Annotated in this window: 19 protein-coding genes; 13 read left to right on the plus strand and 6 right to left on the minus strand. The window is 39.9% G+C overall.

Annotation, left to right across the window (positions count from 1 at the left end):
* The first annotated feature begins 107 nt into the window (after positions 1 to 107).
* From NST94_RS11455 to NST94_RS11465, 3 genes are all read left to right on the plus strand, one after another.
* A complete protein-coding gene (locus tag NST94_RS11455; RefSeq protein ID WP_339281988.1) occupies positions 108 to 1,703 on the plus strand; it encodes a helix-turn-helix domain-containing protein in 1,596 nt (531 codons plus the stop codon).
* Between the two features lie 449 nt (positions 1,704 to 2,152).
* On the plus strand, positions 2,153 to 3,049 hold the full coding sequence (locus tag NST94_RS11460; RefSeq protein WP_076141729.1) for an SDR family oxidoreductase: 897 nt from the start codon (positions 2,153 to 2,155) through the stop codon (positions 3,047 to 3,049).
* Positions 3,050 to 3,356: 307 nt separating this feature from the next.
* A complete protein-coding gene (locus tag NST94_RS11465; RefSeq protein ID WP_339281989.1) occupies positions 3,357 to 3,626 on the plus strand; it encodes a hypothetical protein in 270 nt (89 codons plus the stop codon).
* Here the strand turns inward: NST94_RS11465 and NST94_RS11470 are convergent.
* Together NST94_RS11470 and NST94_RS11475 are read right to left on the minus strand one after the other, a co-directional pair.
* Positions 3,616 to 4,293, minus strand: coding sequence for a DUF1796 family putative cysteine peptidase (locus tag NST94_RS11470; protein ID WP_076189817.1), 678 nt, complete (start codon positions 4,291 to 4,293; stop codon positions 3,616 to 3,618). The two genes, NST94_RS11465 and NST94_RS11470, sit on opposite strands and share 11 nt — an antisense overlap.
* Positions 4,294 to 4,425: 132 nt before the next feature.
* The gene (locus NST94_RS11475; RefSeq protein ID WP_076136059.1) at positions 4,426 to 4,674 is read right to left on the minus strand and encodes a hypothetical protein; all 249 of its coding nucleotides are present in this window, start codon (positions 4,672 to 4,674) and stop codon (positions 4,426 to 4,428) included.
* Between the two features lie 118 nt (positions 4,675 to 4,792).
* Between NST94_RS11475 and NST94_RS11480 the strand changes: the two genes are divergently transcribed.
* Entirely contained in the window at positions 4,793 to 5,434 is a 642-nt protein-coding gene (locus NST94_RS11480; protein WP_339281990.1) for a phosphoribulokinase, read from the plus strand.
* A gap of 12 nt (positions 5,435 to 5,446) precedes the next feature.
* The gene (locus NST94_RS11485) at positions 5,447 to 5,872 is read left to right on the plus strand and encodes a GNAT family N-acetyltransferase (RefSeq protein WP_076306220.1); all 426 of its coding nucleotides are present in this window, start codon (positions 5,447 to 5,449) and stop codon (positions 5,870 to 5,872) included.
* A 118-nt stretch (positions 5,873 to 5,990) separates the two neighbouring features.
* Here the strand turns inward: NST94_RS11485 and NST94_RS11490 are convergent, their stop codons facing one another.
* On the minus strand, positions 5,991 to 8,534 hold the full coding sequence (locus tag NST94_RS11490; protein WP_339281991.1) for an Ig-like domain-containing protein: 2,544 nt from the start codon (positions 8,532 to 8,534) through the stop codon (positions 5,991 to 5,993).
* Positions 8,535 to 8,800: 266 nt separating this feature from the next.
* Here NST94_RS11490 and NST94_RS11495 point away from each other — a divergent pair, with 266 nt between their 5' ends.
* The 5 genes from NST94_RS11495 (at position 8,801) to NST94_RS11515 (ending at position 11,474) form a co-directional block, all read left to right on the plus strand.
* Positions 8,801 to 9,592 carry an AraC family transcriptional regulator gene (locus NST94_RS11495; protein WP_076280849.1) on the plus strand — a complete coding sequence of 264 codons (792 nt, stop codon included), beginning with the start codon at positions 8,801 to 8,803 and terminating at the stop codon, positions 9,590 to 9,592.
* On the plus strand, positions 9,589 to 9,864 hold the full coding sequence (locus tag NST94_RS11500; protein ID WP_254857017.1) for a hypothetical protein: 276 nt from the start codon (positions 9,589 to 9,591) through the stop codon (positions 9,862 to 9,864). Before NST94_RS11495 ends, NST94_RS11500 begins: the two co-directional genes overlap by 4 nt.
* A gap of 140 nt (positions 9,865 to 10,004) precedes the next feature.
* Entirely contained in the window at positions 10,005 to 10,448 is a 444-nt protein-coding gene (locus tag NST94_RS11505; RefSeq protein ID WP_076189821.1) for a hypothetical protein, read from the plus strand.
* Between the two features lie 48 nt (positions 10,449 to 10,496).
* Complete coding sequence (locus tag NST94_RS11510; RefSeq protein WP_076280848.1) at positions 10,497 to 10,961, plus strand: NUDIX domain-containing protein; 465 nt, start codon at positions 10,497 to 10,499, stop codon at positions 10,959 to 10,961.
* Between the two features lie 78 nt (positions 10,962 to 11,039).
* Complete coding sequence (locus NST94_RS11515) at positions 11,040 to 11,474, plus strand: hypothetical protein (RefSeq protein WP_081386269.1); 435 nt, start codon at positions 11,040 to 11,042, stop codon at positions 11,472 to 11,474.
* A 33-nt stretch (positions 11,475 to 11,507) separates the two neighbouring features.
* Here NST94_RS11515 and NST94_RS11520 read toward each other — a convergent pair whose 3' ends face one another.
* Positions 11,508 to 12,467, minus strand: a complete 960-nt coding sequence (locus NST94_RS11520) for a hypothetical protein (protein WP_339281992.1) — start codon at positions 12,465 to 12,467, stop codon at positions 11,508 to 11,510.
* Positions 12,468 to 12,601: 134 nt separating this feature from the next.
* Between NST94_RS11520 and NST94_RS11525 the strand changes: the two genes are divergently transcribed.
* A complete protein-coding gene (locus NST94_RS11525; RefSeq protein ID WP_339281993.1) occupies positions 12,602 to 12,841 on the plus strand; it encodes a hypothetical protein in 240 nt (79 codons plus the stop codon).
* 66 nt (positions 12,842 to 12,907) lie between these two features.
* On the opposite strand, the gene NST94_RS11530 is transcribed toward NST94_RS11525, so the two are convergent.
* Positions 12,908 to 13,039, minus strand: coding sequence for a hypothetical protein (locus NST94_RS11530; protein WP_256717407.1), 132 nt, complete (start codon positions 13,037 to 13,039; stop codon positions 12,908 to 12,910).
* Between the two features lie 220 nt (positions 13,040 to 13,259).
* On the opposite strand from NST94_RS11530, the gene NST94_RS11535 reads away from it, so the two are divergent.
* Positions 13,260 to 13,457 carry a hypothetical protein gene (locus tag NST94_RS11535; RefSeq protein WP_305953709.1) on the plus strand — a complete coding sequence of 66 codons (198 nt, stop codon included), beginning with the start codon at positions 13,260 to 13,262 and terminating at the stop codon, positions 13,455 to 13,457.
* Positions 13,458 to 13,770: 313 nt separating this feature from the next.
* Complete coding sequence (locus NST94_RS11540) at positions 13,771 to 14,097, plus strand: YolD-like family protein (protein WP_076279830.1); 327 nt, start codon at positions 13,771 to 13,773, stop codon at positions 14,095 to 14,097.
* Between the two features lie 162 nt (positions 14,098 to 14,259).
* Here NST94_RS11540 and NST94_RS11545 read toward each other — a convergent pair whose 3' ends face one another.
* Positions 14,260 to 15,087, minus strand: coding sequence for a hypothetical protein (locus NST94_RS11545; protein WP_076189826.1), 828 nt, complete (start codon positions 15,085 to 15,087; stop codon positions 14,260 to 14,262).
* Between the last annotated feature and the right edge of the window lie 158 nt (positions 15,088 to 15,245).

Consider the following 15,245-nt stretch of genomic DNA (forward strand, 5'->3'; position numbering starts at 1 on the left):
TAAGGAATAGCATAAAGAAGGTCTATCAGCATAGTTGATAGACCTTCTTTTTTATTCTAAACTATAGTAAAGTGAATGAAAATGGTTCTCAATTGGAGGGCGCTAGAATGGCAGAAGATTTACAAGACAGCAATAAAAAGAGGCTATTCTATAGCTTGATTAACATAGAAGCCCAATCCTTATCGGTGAACGGACAGACCTTAGTGTTTCAAAATCATACCCTGATCATTGTATCGGAAGGACAGGGATGGTTAGAAGCCGAGGAGAAGCATTTTCCTCTGGAAAAAGGTGTCGGGTTCTTGTTCGAACCGGGGTTAATAAGCAAAATCAATGCCGAGGAGCGAGGACTTAGCTTTTATAGGCTTACTTTTGAAGTCATCGAAACGGGGGGAAGCAGGCAGAGTGGAATGGAAAAGGGGACTAAAGAAGGAATTCTCCGGTCCGGTCCGCTAAGCTGCAGACCATTTTCGCAATGTGCATTACTGCTGGAGGCTATCTATCATAGTCGCAGAAGTACGGAAGAGATTGAATGGTTCGCAGGCCATACCCGCTTTCAAGAGTTACTGCTGCTGATCATGCGGGCAAATTCCTCTGTCATCCAGATGAAAGGAGCCCATGAGGCGGTACAGCGTTCCATCCGCTATATGCAGGAACACTATAATCACGCCATAACCGTCGATCAATTAGCTGAAGTGGCAGGCATTACACGTGCACGCTACACACAGATTTTTAAAGAAGTGACAGGGCGGATTCCCTTAGAGCATTTGAACGGACTTCGTATTGAAAGGGCGCAGCAGCAGTTGCTGCTTACGAATGACCGTATGCATGATATCGCGTTATCTGTAGGGTATAGCAATGAGTATTATTTTAACCGGCGTTTCAAAAGATCGGTGGGCGTTACGCCCGGCCAATACAGAAGCTTCCATCAGGAAGGGCTGCGGGTGTTCGCTCCTTTTCTGGAAGACTATCTGCTGGCTCTGGATATTACACCAGTGGCGCAATATTCTCACGCTCAGTGGGGGAAGCAAGAGTACCTGTCCCTCCTCGATGTGCCTGCGGTTGATATTTCGACTGGCGATTGGCAGGAGCTCTCCCAGTACATGCCCGAACTGATCCTGCTGGATGATGGCTTTCAGCGTTGGCACCTGGATGAGTGCAGCCAAATTGCTCCGTTGTTCAAGCTGCCTTTTCATCAAGAGGATTGGCGGGCCACGTTATTTTCCGCAGCAGCCGTCTTTGGCAGAACGGATCGTGTCCAGGAAGTGATCGGCAATTATGAGCATCGGGCGCAGCAAGCTAGACGAGTGCTAAACCGTTCTGTCCAAGGGCAGACTGTAGCATGCCTAAGAATATCTTCCTACGGAATCAATCTCTATGGATGCGGGCAATTGGGGTATACAGGTAGCGTACTCCATGAGGATTTAGGTTTGCAGCCCCATGAATTGGTTCCGAAGTTGACCCGTGGACAGAAGCGGGTGAGCCTAACAAGAGAAGAGCTTGCGAGCCTCACTGCAGATCATTTGTTCATTACCTTTGATCGACAGGAAGGAGAAGGACGGGAGCTGTTGGATACACCACTTTGGCGCAATCTGCCCGCTGTTCGTAATCGCTGTGTATATGAGGTGGATTTTATGGCCTGGATGAATTATGGGGTATTGTCACATCAGCGCAAGATTGAAGATGTGTTAAGAGCGTTAGGGTAAGTCAGAAACTAGTCCAGATAAAAAAGAGGATAATAAGTGCCACTATACTGCTGATGCGAGTCATTAATAAATAGGCATGATTGGGTTCTACATCACCTTTCATCATCCAGCCATAGCGCATGTACCATCCCAAATGAGGAAAGAAGATATTAAGCAATGCTAACAGTACAAAGAGGAATATAAAAAAGCCCATGATTTATCACTCCTTTATCTAATGTCTACGCCAGACTATACGGAGCGTTCCCTAACTAACAAGTGAGCTTCCATATATTTATTTTTAGGCGGGGGATACCCTAGCCACCTTGACAGGTGGTTGGGGTATTTTTGCGGCACTATTCAAGGCTATGTTATTGAAGGTGAATGTTTAGAGGCGTGCTGGTTGTGTTTACATAACAAAGAGTTCGGAAAATATAAAAATGTATTTCTAAAAATAAAGGAGGAATTGATCGATGTCTAACCAATATACGATGCAAGATCCTACCACTCAGTACACTAAGGCTGGACCGGAATTTCAGCAGCAACAAGAGGAGCCGGGTCTGCAGAAGAAAATGAATCCAGTACCTGATACAGGAGAAGATACCTATAAAGGAACTGGGCGTCTGACCGGACGTAAAGCGTTAGTTACGGGAGCCGACAGCGGTATAGGCCGTGCTGTTGCTATTGCTTTTGCTCGTGAGGGGGCAGATATTGTTCTATCTTATATGCCCGAGGAAGAGGAAGATGCAAAGCAGGTGGTCAAGCTAGTGCAGGAAGCGGGTCGTACTGCAATCGCCATTCCAGGCGATCTGAAGGATGAGACATACTGCGAACAACTCGTCGATACTGCGGTTAAAGAGCTAGGTGGAATTGATATTTTAGCCAATATCGCGGGCAAACAGCAATTCGTTCCAGACATCGCTGATCTCACTACGAAGCATTTTGACGACACATTTAAGACGAACGTGTATGCTATGTTCTGGCTGTGCAAAGCTGCGGTGAAGCATATGCAACCGGGCAGCACCATTATTAACACTTCTTCTATTCAAGCTTATAATCCCTCACCGATCCTTTTGGACTACGCGACCACCAAGGCTGCTATTAATACATTCAGTAAGTCTCTCGCTCAGCAAGTAGCTGATAAGGGGATTCGCGTCAATGTAGTAGCACCTGGTCCCGTATGGACACCTCTTCAAGTTGTGGGTGGGCAACCGGAGGAAGTGCTGAAGGAGTTCGGGTCGAGCACACCACTAGGTCGTCCGGGACAGCCTGCGGAGATGGCTCCGGCATATGTATTCCTGGCTAGCCAGGAATCTAGCTATATCAGTGGCGAAACACTGAATGCGAACGGCGGAACTCCAACTCCATAAACCGCTCAGCGGAATGTTGATATTGTAAATACGGCGAAGCATCCAAAAGTACCCTGCTAATTTTAGCTTTGGGTGCTTTTGTTTTTATATATAGAAAGGAGTATTATAGAATTCGAGACTTTTTCTCCCATTATTTTCATGGAATATGATCTATACTGATCAAGATTGTCGAATATATAGTTTTCCTGCGATTACCCAAGAAATAATTTGAACGGCTCTAAGTTATAGGGGAGACCCAGAAAGAATTAGGAGATGTATGATGCGAAAAAAGAAACTAGCGATCCTCACCATTTGCTGTGTCTTATTCATGGCGTGTTTTCAATCGGGATCTGTCCTTGCGGATAAAGGAAACGGAACAGTAGTAGATAGTGGAACCAAGGAAAGGCTGATGGAGAAGTATGATCTTGTAGAGCCTGAACCCGCAAATCCAGCAGCGCATGGGAGTCAATACGATTTTGGAATTAGTAACCCTATTTCTTTATTGGTCAGCATCAGTAGGCTGTATTTGTATCCATATGTTTTTGCAACAGAGGAAATAATTAATCATATGATCGATCAAAGCGAAATTAGTTATTAGTTACGTGTATGTCTTTCAAAATATAATCCCAGCTATCATAATCGTTCATATCCTCAGGAACTTCTAACACACAAATATCACTTATGTTCCAATTTAATTCTTGTACCGAGATTGATTCACGAACGGGAATAAGAATAAGAATAATAAATTCGTTCGGTTTTAATAAATCAGACAAAATTGACTGTAGCTCTACAGCCTGTTCATATGAGGCAAACCATCTAATGAATAAAGTTTTTTTACTGTGGATTAACTTGTCCCAAAATCTATTAATTCGTAATTCCAGCTTCGCTTTATACGAAGGATAGGTTATAGACCAGTGTTTACCTTGGTGGATTGGAAAATCATGAACTGAGATAATGTTATATAAAGTATCCTGAATAAAATAGGATTTCACTAGTGCATTTTTATTCCCATTAGGATAGACTGGTAATCCATCCTCCAGAAAAAAATGTGTTTCATCAAGAATTTGCAGATTTATTAATTCCATGAAATTTTGAAATCTATTCTTATAAAGTCTATTTACATCAGCCAATGAATAAGAAACCATCCAGTCGAGCGGCATGGAGAATTTCCTCAAGCTATTTCTTTGCAGATTTATAGCAGGAGCACAAGACATCCCTAAGCTTACTATTAAATCATAGCTTTTTTTCACAGCTTGTAATTTCATGGACTCACCCAATTTCAATCAGATTCAGTTTCTAATAAATTATATACACCATTTTCTAGGGTTGATTGGACTTTAAGTGCAATGAGATACACAGGAAAAAGAGAGCAGCAATGTCACTGCCCCCTAAATCTATTAGTTACGTTGTAACAAAATATATCCACTAATGCTTGAAGTTTTTTTACGAAAGACCACTTTAAAACCAACATCGTTGTCTAATAAGCAAGCCAAAGCGGTGTTAAGCAATCCGTTGGGTCTCAAGCTAGGTCTGCACGGCACGGCATTTCCAATAACACGGGCGGCAATAATCCTACGTGCTGATCCAGCAACCAAAGGATTTCTGCTCCAACTGATCAATACTAAATCTGGCTGACGAGTAGCCATGGAAGATCTACCCCTTTCTATTAAGTTTCTTTATATAAAATGCACCATTGATTTTAATGTGCTAAACCATAGCGGAGTAAGGAATACATAGGATCGAGTAGGGAGAGGGGCGAATAATATGGACAAGGTGTTACATAAGATAGCTAATTTGATTAGCGGTGAGGCTAGTAGAATCATCATTGGGATTTCGGGTCATGGTGCATCTGGAAAAACAACGTTTGCTAATAATCTTTTAAAGCTTTTGCAGCAGGATGATGTGAATTATATTAATACAGACCCCTATATTGTTGAATCTAGTCTTAGAAAATACACTTCTATCGACTATGAATATAAGAATGTACATTATCACGATAAAGTGACAGCTTGTCATCCTGCTGCTCATCATATATTTGCTTTAGAGAGAGACATTCATATGTTGAGGGATGGGTTGGATTTTTACACAATTGGCACAGACTATACAAAAAGTATGTTCATATCTTCACAAAACAAGGTAAATATTGTAGAAGGCATGAGCGTTGCCTTTACTGATCCGAATTTGTATGATCTGAAAATCTACTTATACACGGATGGAGAAACCGAGTTGATGAGAAGGAGTATACGTGATGTTTCTGAAAGAGGAACAGATATTAATTATTTAAGAAAATCCCATGAACAGCGCAGGATGCAATATGAGTTGTTTATGCATTCTTATCATCATAAATTTGATATCGTTTTAAAAAATTCCAATGAAGAGTATGTCCTTGAAAAGGAAACGTTGTAGAGGGGGAAGAGAATGCTTCCAAATGTTAGGCTAGCAACGATATGTGACGCGGATGCTTTGTCTAGATTAAATCATGAGTTCAATGGTGGAGTAAAACGTCCTGTGCCGGAGATCATCAAGTGTTTGAACAGCAATAATGAAGTGGTGGCCGTGGCTACTTTAAGGGATGAAGTGGTTGGTTTTGGCTGTGCTCAAAGTCTGAAATCATTTTGTTATAATGAAGCATATGGTGAAATTACTGAAATGTATGTAAAAGAGTCAGCTCGTAGAAATGGTGTCGCTACTGCACTAATTTCTTTTCTGGAAAGTCAGCTTTATTCTCGTGGAGTCAAAACAGTTAAGATTTTAACAGGAGAAGATAATCGTGTAGCCATTAAAGCGTATGAATTGAGCGGGTATGTTAAGGATGATGAAGTAATGTTAAAGAAAAAACTTTAAAGCCATATTGAACAGTGAATCAGGCAATTTATTGTGCTGGTCCAATTGGATAGCAATAAAAGGACGGAAGCCGCTTTACTGGCTTCCGTCTTTTTGGAACTGTGGAGATGAACAGACGCTATTTATTTATCGCTGAGTCACCTATTGGAGTGAATGTATTCTCCACAGTAAGGTTAGAGAACTTAGCATAGTTCAGTTGCTCAATCTTATTGGCGACATCATTGCTGTCAACGGCGAATCCGACATATACCGAACCCTCCATAACAATAGTTCGCTCGCCAATTAGCTTCCAGTCTTTTCCGTCCGTTGATCCGTAAGCATAGAAAACATCTCCCTTACGGCCAAGCTTGAGCCAATACCCTTGCTCCACACCATTAATTTTAAATGGAATATCTGAAACAAGTTGAATGCTAGCTTTTTCAGCAGCAGATACGCTGTCTAAAGTTTCAGTTAATTCATCAAATCCTCCGCCCTTAATATTTCTGCCCGTCAGATAAGATGACCAGCTGGTTTCTTTGGACAACTTCACATAGGAGATACCAAGGGCCGCCGCGGCACTGTCTTTATTCAAGTCATCGCGGATCATTAGCCCGGTGAAGGCATGGTTGTCAACGGCCCCGATATCTTCGAGCTTCGCGGTAAATTCCATATCTCCGTTCATTTCTTTATACACGAAGTGGAAGTCATCTTTGGTTGCATTGTTTGCTTCGGATCGTTCTGTGCCACCTTCACTTTTTCCAAGCTTTCCGTTGCCTTTAACGGTAAGCACATCATTTGTCATACTTCCGGAACCCTTAATGTTCGGATCACCGATATCTGCTGTAGTCCAACCCTTTCCAGCCAGGGAAGAGGTAGCAGCATTGATATGGATGTTAGTGGCTGTGGTCTGCGTCTCATTTCCTTGGGTATCGGTCACTCTTGCAGAAATATAGTAGGAAGCATCCGTTAAATTCTTGAGGGTATATGTGTATGTGTTGCCTTTTTTGACTGCTTCCCCAAGATATTTAGAACCATTATATACAGCAACTTTTTTTATTTTGTTTCCGGATTTAGGGGAAGCATTAATTTTAACTTCGACCTCTTTCCCGGTAACAAATTGTGCATTGTTTTCTGGCGCTAAAAGCTTAGCATCAGGGTTTTCGGCGACGTGTTTCATATCAACTAGGCCGTTAATATAAAGCTCAATCCAGGTGTAACCATTTTTAGTAACCGTTTTGTATGCATCCTTGCTGCCCCAGATTTTATTTTTCTTTTCCCACTTGTCGTCTATTCCGTTTTTATTAGTGTCAAATTGCTTATCATATTGTGCCTCAATGACGCCAAAGTCTGAAATGTAACCCCCGACTTCATGTTCAGTGTTGATATATCTTCCCGAGTTCTGCTCGACTTCTGCCACAATTCTTGCATCGATAGCATCGCGACGTGGATAGGTAGCTCCCGCTTGTTGCAGAATGCTTTTTAATAGTGATTCATTCGCTAGCTTTACGCCGGACTTAACATAATTATCAAATGCTTTATTGGTAATACCATGGTTAACTCCAGTACTGTCCGCGGAAAGATATGGTGTGGCTGCAAGGGTCGTCTTTTGTTCACCACTCTGTACGCCAGAAAATTTCACATAATCTGAAGAATCATTCAGTAAGCCTGTGAGCTTACCGTTAATTCTGTTTCCAGTAATATAGAAACCGCCCAGCTTGGTAGCTTCACCGGCATCAATCACTCGGTTAGTTACATTATCTCTTGTACCTGGGCCGGCAATTTCGATATTGTTCATAAAGTTAGTAAAAGTAAACCCTCCGCCATAAGTGCCGTTAAAGCCCCAATTGTAAATTACATTGTTCGAGAACTGAACAACCGCCACATGATCAGCATCTGCAGCACCTGCGTAACCGCCGCCTAGTCTTGGATTTCGCGAGGTATGGTTCGCATACAGATTGTGATGGAATGTTGTTTTGTCTCCGCCTGAAATACCGCCGTAGCCATGTCTTCCTTTGGAATGCCCGGATAGAGTCAGACTTTCGGAAATAATGGACCACTGGATCGTGCCATTTTCGCCTCTATATAAAGATAGAGTTTCATCTGTGTTCCAACTGAAGGAACAATGGTCAATGAGGAAGTAGTTGTTGTCTCTCCCCCAAAGCGCATCCATTGAATCACTGCCATTATACACATTAGTGGCACCCGGACGGAAAGCGGTGTACCGAATAATGATATTCTCTGAATTGCTGATATTGGTATCCCAACCTGCAATGGTAATTCCGTTGCCTGGAGCGGTTTGCCCAGCGATGGTCAGGTTTTTAATATTATTGAGACTTAACGTGCTCTTCAGTTCAATCGTTCCGGAAACATGAAAAACAATGGTACGACCCTCTTTAGGCGTAGATAAAATTCCATAGCGAAGGGACCCTGCAATCGGTTTGTCTTTTACAGCGTAATCTTCAAGGGTAGTTACGATGTATACATCGCCCCCTCGACCACCGCTTGTATAGGCGCCGCCACCTTCCGCGCCAGGAAAAGCAAGAATAGAGGCACCCGCAAAACTTTTGTCTCCGTCTGCCTGCCCTGAAGCTGCAAGTGTGTGACCTCCTAAAAATGAAAACGCTACCGAAAAACTCAATAAGACACCTATAACCTTACCTGATTTTTTACTCTTCCGTTTCATCTTTTTGACGTATAACATGGATACAGTCTTATCGCTGAATGCTGTTCCTGTTATACTTCCTCCTCTCAGTGAAATGTTACTGGTCTGCGACAAGCAGCTTACTGGTAATACTTTAAAACTTTTAGGGCGTATTTACCTGCCAAAAAAATCTTTTTTTGTGCCAACTATTGCTCTTTGGTTCTTGCGTAAACGAACAAATTCATATTATGTTCTTAGTATTACAGCAGCTATAGTGCTTGGCATTCCATGACGATAGGGAGAAAAACATGAATATTAAATATCAGCATCGTGACCAGGCGTTTCACTCCTTTATTTCTACCAATAACACTTATCCTCTTCATCTACACAAAAATGTAGAGATAACAATGGTTTTGTCCGGCAAAATCAATATCAACATCAATGGAAAAGAGTATGATTTGTCTGAAGGAGACATAGCGATTATTTTCTCCAATCAACCTCACAGCTACAAAACCCTAGAGAAAAGCCAGATCCTGCTGTTCTTTTTTGACGCCACTTTTCCGGGGGATTTTGCGGGGGATTTGCTTAATCATGTTCCGGATAACCCTATAGTTTCGAAACAAAAGGTGCTTCAAGATCTGCTGGAAACCTTGTATAAACTATATAAAGAACAATGTGATGTTCGTCTGCTCAAGGCTTATACCTCTGTAGTATTAGGGCACGCGCTGCCGTTACTGCTAATGAAAAAAGTAGACTACAAAAAAGAAATGGATCTCGTCCCCAAAATCCTAGCTTACATCGACATGCATTTTTTAGATCACATAAATCTGAATACGCTTTCAAGAGAGCTTGGCATTAGTAAATTTATCATTTCCCGAATCTTTTCTGAGCAGTTTCACATTTCATTTCGTGATTACATCAATGGCCAACGGGTAGCCTTTGCTCATATGCTGCTGTTATCCACTACCCATCCGGTCACGGATATCGCGTTTGATTCCGGATTCAACAGTTTGCGTTCTTTCTATCGTGTTTTTAAAAATGAATACGGGATCACCCCCAATGAATTTCGCCGAAAAGTATCGAAGGAGTGTGTAGAATGAAAATGATGAGGATGGCTTATATTCTATTTGATGGGATGACCACGTTAGATTTTGTTGGTTTTTACGATGCGGTTACCCGGATGGGAGTTCTAAAGGCGATAGAAAATGTATCGTGGGATTTTTGTTCCAACAAGGAAGAAGTCACGGATGATCGAGGATTGACGTTGAAAATAAACCAGGTTTCCCCTGATCTGTCAGCCTATGATTTGATATTTATCCCTGGAGGGTTATCCACTCGAAAACTTAGATTCGATACTGATTTTATAACATAGATTCAGACTAAGTGAAGATGGATTACCCATATTACAAAGACAATTAACCCTTCCAAAGGGAAATCATAACTATAATATATGGGAATTAATGATATAATATCCAAAGTGAAATAATTAAGGTGATGAATAGAGGTGTAAGTATGTTGGACACAAACAATAGCAATAGAATGCTGGTAACTTTTCCTCATAGTAAAAAATATCCTTATTTAACTTCATATTGTTTATTAGCCAATGCTTTATACGTAGGTTTGAATGTGTTTTTTGATCTTAGTGTTTATTATTATTTATTTTTTGTCCTGCCAGTTTTTCCTTTTCTATTTATTTCGTTAAAAAGTCAAAAGGAAAAGCATAAACTTGAAGTACTAGATGATAATGTAGTAATTGGTGAAACAAATATTACGTGTGGTTCCTTGAAAAAAATTGTGATTCATAATCCTATTTCAATATTTTTTCATATAATTCCGGCTCGAAAAAAGAAAAAAATAATTACGATACAGGTAAATAAGGATGAAGCAAAAGATATTTTTACACTATTAAATAAATGGGCACAAAAAAATAGTGTGGAGATCGAAAAACAATATTAGAAGAGCCACTTAGTCCCAGAAGAGATGTTGAAGATATGAGGTGTCACGATGAAGATAGGAAAACCGATTAGAAAGAAGGTATACGGATTTATTTTGCAAGACAATGAAGTTGGAGAAAAGACTTTATTAGTCTATCTTAATGAACCAGAAGTACCCTTTAGATTAGTAGGTGGAAATGTCGATGCCGGGGAAACAGAAGAAGAAGCGTTATTCAGGGAAATTCAAGAAGAAAGTGGACTTAAACAATTTAAATTAGTAAAGAAAATAGGCACACAATATTATTATAAGGATTTTATAGATGCGAATGTCGAAAGACATGACTACCTTCTAATTCCAGAAACGAGATTACCTGAAAAGTGGAGCTTCACTGGAGAAGGAGAAGGTGAAGACTGTGGGACTATTTTTAACTACCAATGGATAAATCAAGATGAAATATACTTATTAGATAAAGAGTTTAGAGAATACATGACGGAAGATTACATGCAAGAATTATTCAGCAAGGTAAAAAGGTAATCCATTTAAACCAAGTGCGAAATGATGATTTGAAAAATCGGCTGTAAGTATAAAAAGCATAAAGATGGTGGGATTGTTTTGCGTGCAGTTAAGCCTATAATGTTATGGTTTATTTCGACGATTTTATTCACCCTGGCAGCCTTTGGATTGGAGCTTTGGGAAGGAACTAAAATAAGTACAACAGAATATTACGGTTTTCAAAACATTGGGTTTGCTTTTATTTTTCTGGTGTTCCTCTTTTCAGTTCTTCTTTACCCGGTTATACTGCTTCCTTTATCATGGGTTATTCGAAAGATAGTTAATCCTTTAGTAAACCGCATAATGATATTCTTATTGAGTGGTATTGCGGGATATGGTTTCTTTTACGAGGTGTACGATGAACGCTTTATACGGGAATACCATTTGAATAGTAGTACAGCTATTATTTTTTTCGGTATTGCTGGTTTCATCTATGCGCTGGTGGATTACTATTTTGAGTCGCAAGCCATTAAAGCCGAACAAAATCCCTGCTAACCGTGGCGGCCGGCAGGGACGTTATTTTTTAATCTAAGTATTAGGTAATTTGTTAACCTCATCAGTAAAGGCTTCCAAGTACTGGGTGAATATTCCTGTATCTATTTTGGTGGTTGCATCATTTGCAATAGGAGGCGTATCTTGGATTTGTTTGTACATACGATCCATCTCACTTGAGAGCTTAGCCCAGATGCTTTTAATTGAATCATATTTTGCATCAAGGTTGTTGATATAATTATCGTACTCCATTTTTTGGTTCATCGCTTTTCCTAATTGCTCGATTGTAAAATCTATATCTATTGTTTGACCCGTAGAGCCAGTTCCAGAACCTGCATACCAGCTGATATCAACAAATCCATCATTCCAAATATCTGAAACGACAAAATTACTGATTTCTTTAAGCATCGCTTCAGGAGACTGTTCAGTTGTACCTGCATTACCTGAATCTGAAGTATTAATTACAGGTTCCTTGAAGAGTTTCCTCACTTCGTTAAATGCATCCTTATCTTTGTCATTAGACGAATACCCCCAACCAACTTTGTCATTTTTAATAAAAATGATAAGTTCGCTATTGGAGGAAGACTTCTCACCTTGGATAAGCACGAGTTTATCTTTTCCGCCATCTTTGTCCGTATAATCAGCTGTTTCAATTACTGTAGGATTCTTAAGTTTATTATTCTCGGGTGTCTCAGTAGATTCAGCCATTTGGAAAATGGGTTGTACATCTGGAAGTATATTTTCGGATACGAATTTCTTTTTCGCTTCGATATCTGAACCATTGAGGAAAATCTCCACATAGTTGAGAGCCAGTTTCTCGGAAGCTGTAAGTTTCTTTTTTGGCTCAGGAGTGGGCTCTGAAGGGCTGGCTGTTGCTTCGGACGGTGTAATTCCTGTAGACGTTGTATTCTTTTTCTCTGAATTTGTTGTGGAGCTGCCACATCCTGAAAGGATTACAATAGTTGCCACGATACATAAAAAAGCTTTTTTGTTCAATTTTATATCCCCCTAAATCTGCTAATAATTGCTAATTAATTCTACCAGATATAGGAATAGTAATCTATGAATTATAATTTATGGCGGAACCAATATATTAGATTAGCGTGTTTTATTTGTCGGAGGTGAGCATTTTGCTGAAAGTACTAAGAGTGTGCGGTATTTTATTCAGTGCAGCAACAATCATTCTGGGAATCACATTTTTCCGCGGCCAGGATCAAGTGATAGTGTCTTGGACTATGCTGGGGATGTGCGGAGCTTTAATATTTAATGGAGCGGTATTGTATTTGAAAACGAAAGATAAAATGGCTGTGCTATCCTCGATTGTTGGGATTGTATTGTTAATAGTCTCGCTTACTCAGTTTCCTTTTTAAAAATTAAAAACAGCCTCGTCAACCTTAATGGGTCGGCGGGGTGTTTTTACGTTTTCTACTTTATACTTATTTCTTTTTCTTCTTTGTGGGTCCGATCTGGCGTCTTACCTTATCGTTCTCATCTACCTCAATAATATAAATCTCCTTCACTGTACCGGAGAGTGTAAACCATTCACGCATAGCTTCAACCTCAGTCATCGGTCCTAATATTCGTTTCCCCCTATAACATATAAAAAACACTCATACTCCTTAGTTTGTTTGCGGAAATGCAATAAATGCTTATAGAACAAATTATAAACTTGGGCGATGACTTTGTATGTAATAATTCATGCCTGGCGGGATATTTTTACATTGATTAACGAACGTACGTTTGGTTATAATACAAACAAACGTTCTTATCCTTGGAAGGTGAGTAATTATGCAAATAAGTATGGGTCAAACCATTGAAATAGTGTACCAAGATAAATCAGGTAAGATATCTCAACGTAAAATTGATGTGAAAGGGATTCGTGGGGGATATATTCGCGCAACTTGCTTATCAACCGGAGCTCCGCGCGTATTTCTGGAGGCTAATATTCTTGCTTGGCAGCCTGTGCAAAAAAAGCGCTATGCTTAGTGACACCGCACGAAAGCTACTAATGATCATGCGCCACTCTGCCGTGCATCATGCTCATATGCCAACTCTACAGGAGTTAGAGATCAAGAGTGGACGGACACCAGATAAGATCATTAGTGGGCTTAGGGAATTAGTTAACGAAAAATATATAGAATGGACCCCACACACTCCACCCGAGAGCGCCCGAATTATTGAAGGCTGGGAAAGGATTGACCCTAGGTTTAAAAAGAGAAAGTCAGAGCCACAAGAACTCCAATGGGGGATAGATGGTAGTAAAACGAACTACTGGACGGATTATTAGGAGGGCAGCTTCATGATGAAAAAATTAGAGAACGTATGGGAGTGTAGCAGAATGATATTGCCCGAACATAAAAACCGGATTATAGATGACAATAATGAGCAGGAACGTCGTGAAAAACCCACTCTAGATCTACAGGAGATAGAGCGCTTTGAAATATTGTTATATCGTTCGATGGAAGAGCACAGCCCGATTACACTCACTCTGTTTGATCCCATGGAGAATATATTAAAACGAGGTATTGTGATGAAGCTGGATAAACAACAGGGAATTAAACTCCGCTGGTCGGAGGAGGAGTGGGATTGGTTCAAGATGGAGGATGTTATTGCAATAACTACATAATGCACTTCATAAAAAACAGGTTAGGAGCAATCTCCTAACCCGCGCTGTACTTCTGATGTTAATGTTCTGCTCCGTGGAATAAGACCACTGGTGAGGTACTTGGCAGTGCTGGCGCAATGCTGACGATAGTGAGGACCAACAATAAAGAGACGGCAAATTTTTTCACAGAGACTCAACCCTTTCTTTGAAATTTATTATTTTCTCTTCAAAATCTTTAATCTGAGTAGCATCAGCACATGAACGTAATGATTCGAAGTATACTACTGCTTGTTTAAAGATTTTATCAGAGTTTGTGACCTCTGCAGAATCTAATAATTTCATGCTATATTTGATAGCTGTATTATAATCTTGAATTTTTGTTTTATATCTGATCATATTAATAAAAAAAGTTTCTTGGTAGGAATTTATTATAATTTCATCAGCAGCGGTATCCTCAAATTTTGAAATACTATTAGAGAAAAGTTCTAAATGAGATTCAATGTTTAAATTGAAATTAGTAGCTGTTTTTAACAAAGTTATCAGTCCCGGTAGAACTTCTTTAGTGTTGGATAAAAGGAAAGAAACATAACGATCTATGAATTGAATATTTCCGGAAAGCACTTCTACTTCTAAGAGATTTGGCTCTGATATGTACTTATAATAGGCTACCTCATTTAATCCTTCAGCATCTAATCCCTTGAACCAACTCAAATCACTGTAAGCTTTAATGTAAGTTCGAGCTTTATCATAATTTTCGATTTCTTTGTGGGCTAGTCCCAACATAAGCAAGCTGTATCCATAATAATAAATTAAAGGTCGTTGGTGTTTTAGTTCCAGTTCATTATTGTGTGTGTAATTATTATAAATTTGAGTTATTCGGTTGAAAAAGGTATCTGCTAGTTTTAGAAGATTGGGCCAGCTTTCAAAAGAATATATCATTTTAAGAACTTTTACGGCTGGATCAAGATCTAGAAGATTTATATCTAAATCTAAATCGATATTTCCATCCAACGGCCTCACCTGCCTTTATTTTACATAATATACCTGTATTATACAATGTAATCAATAGATGGTCAATTAAGTGCTCCATATAAAAAATAGATGATTAATAGGGACCAATAGAGTAAATCTATCCATTATTGCGCCATGATGTGTGCCTGGGAAAGCTT

Source organism: Paenibacillus sp. FSL H8-0282, from assembly GCF_037963825.1.
Lineage (GTDB): Bacteria > Bacillota > Bacilli > Paenibacillales > Paenibacillaceae > Paenibacillus_AQ > Paenibacillus_AQ odorifer.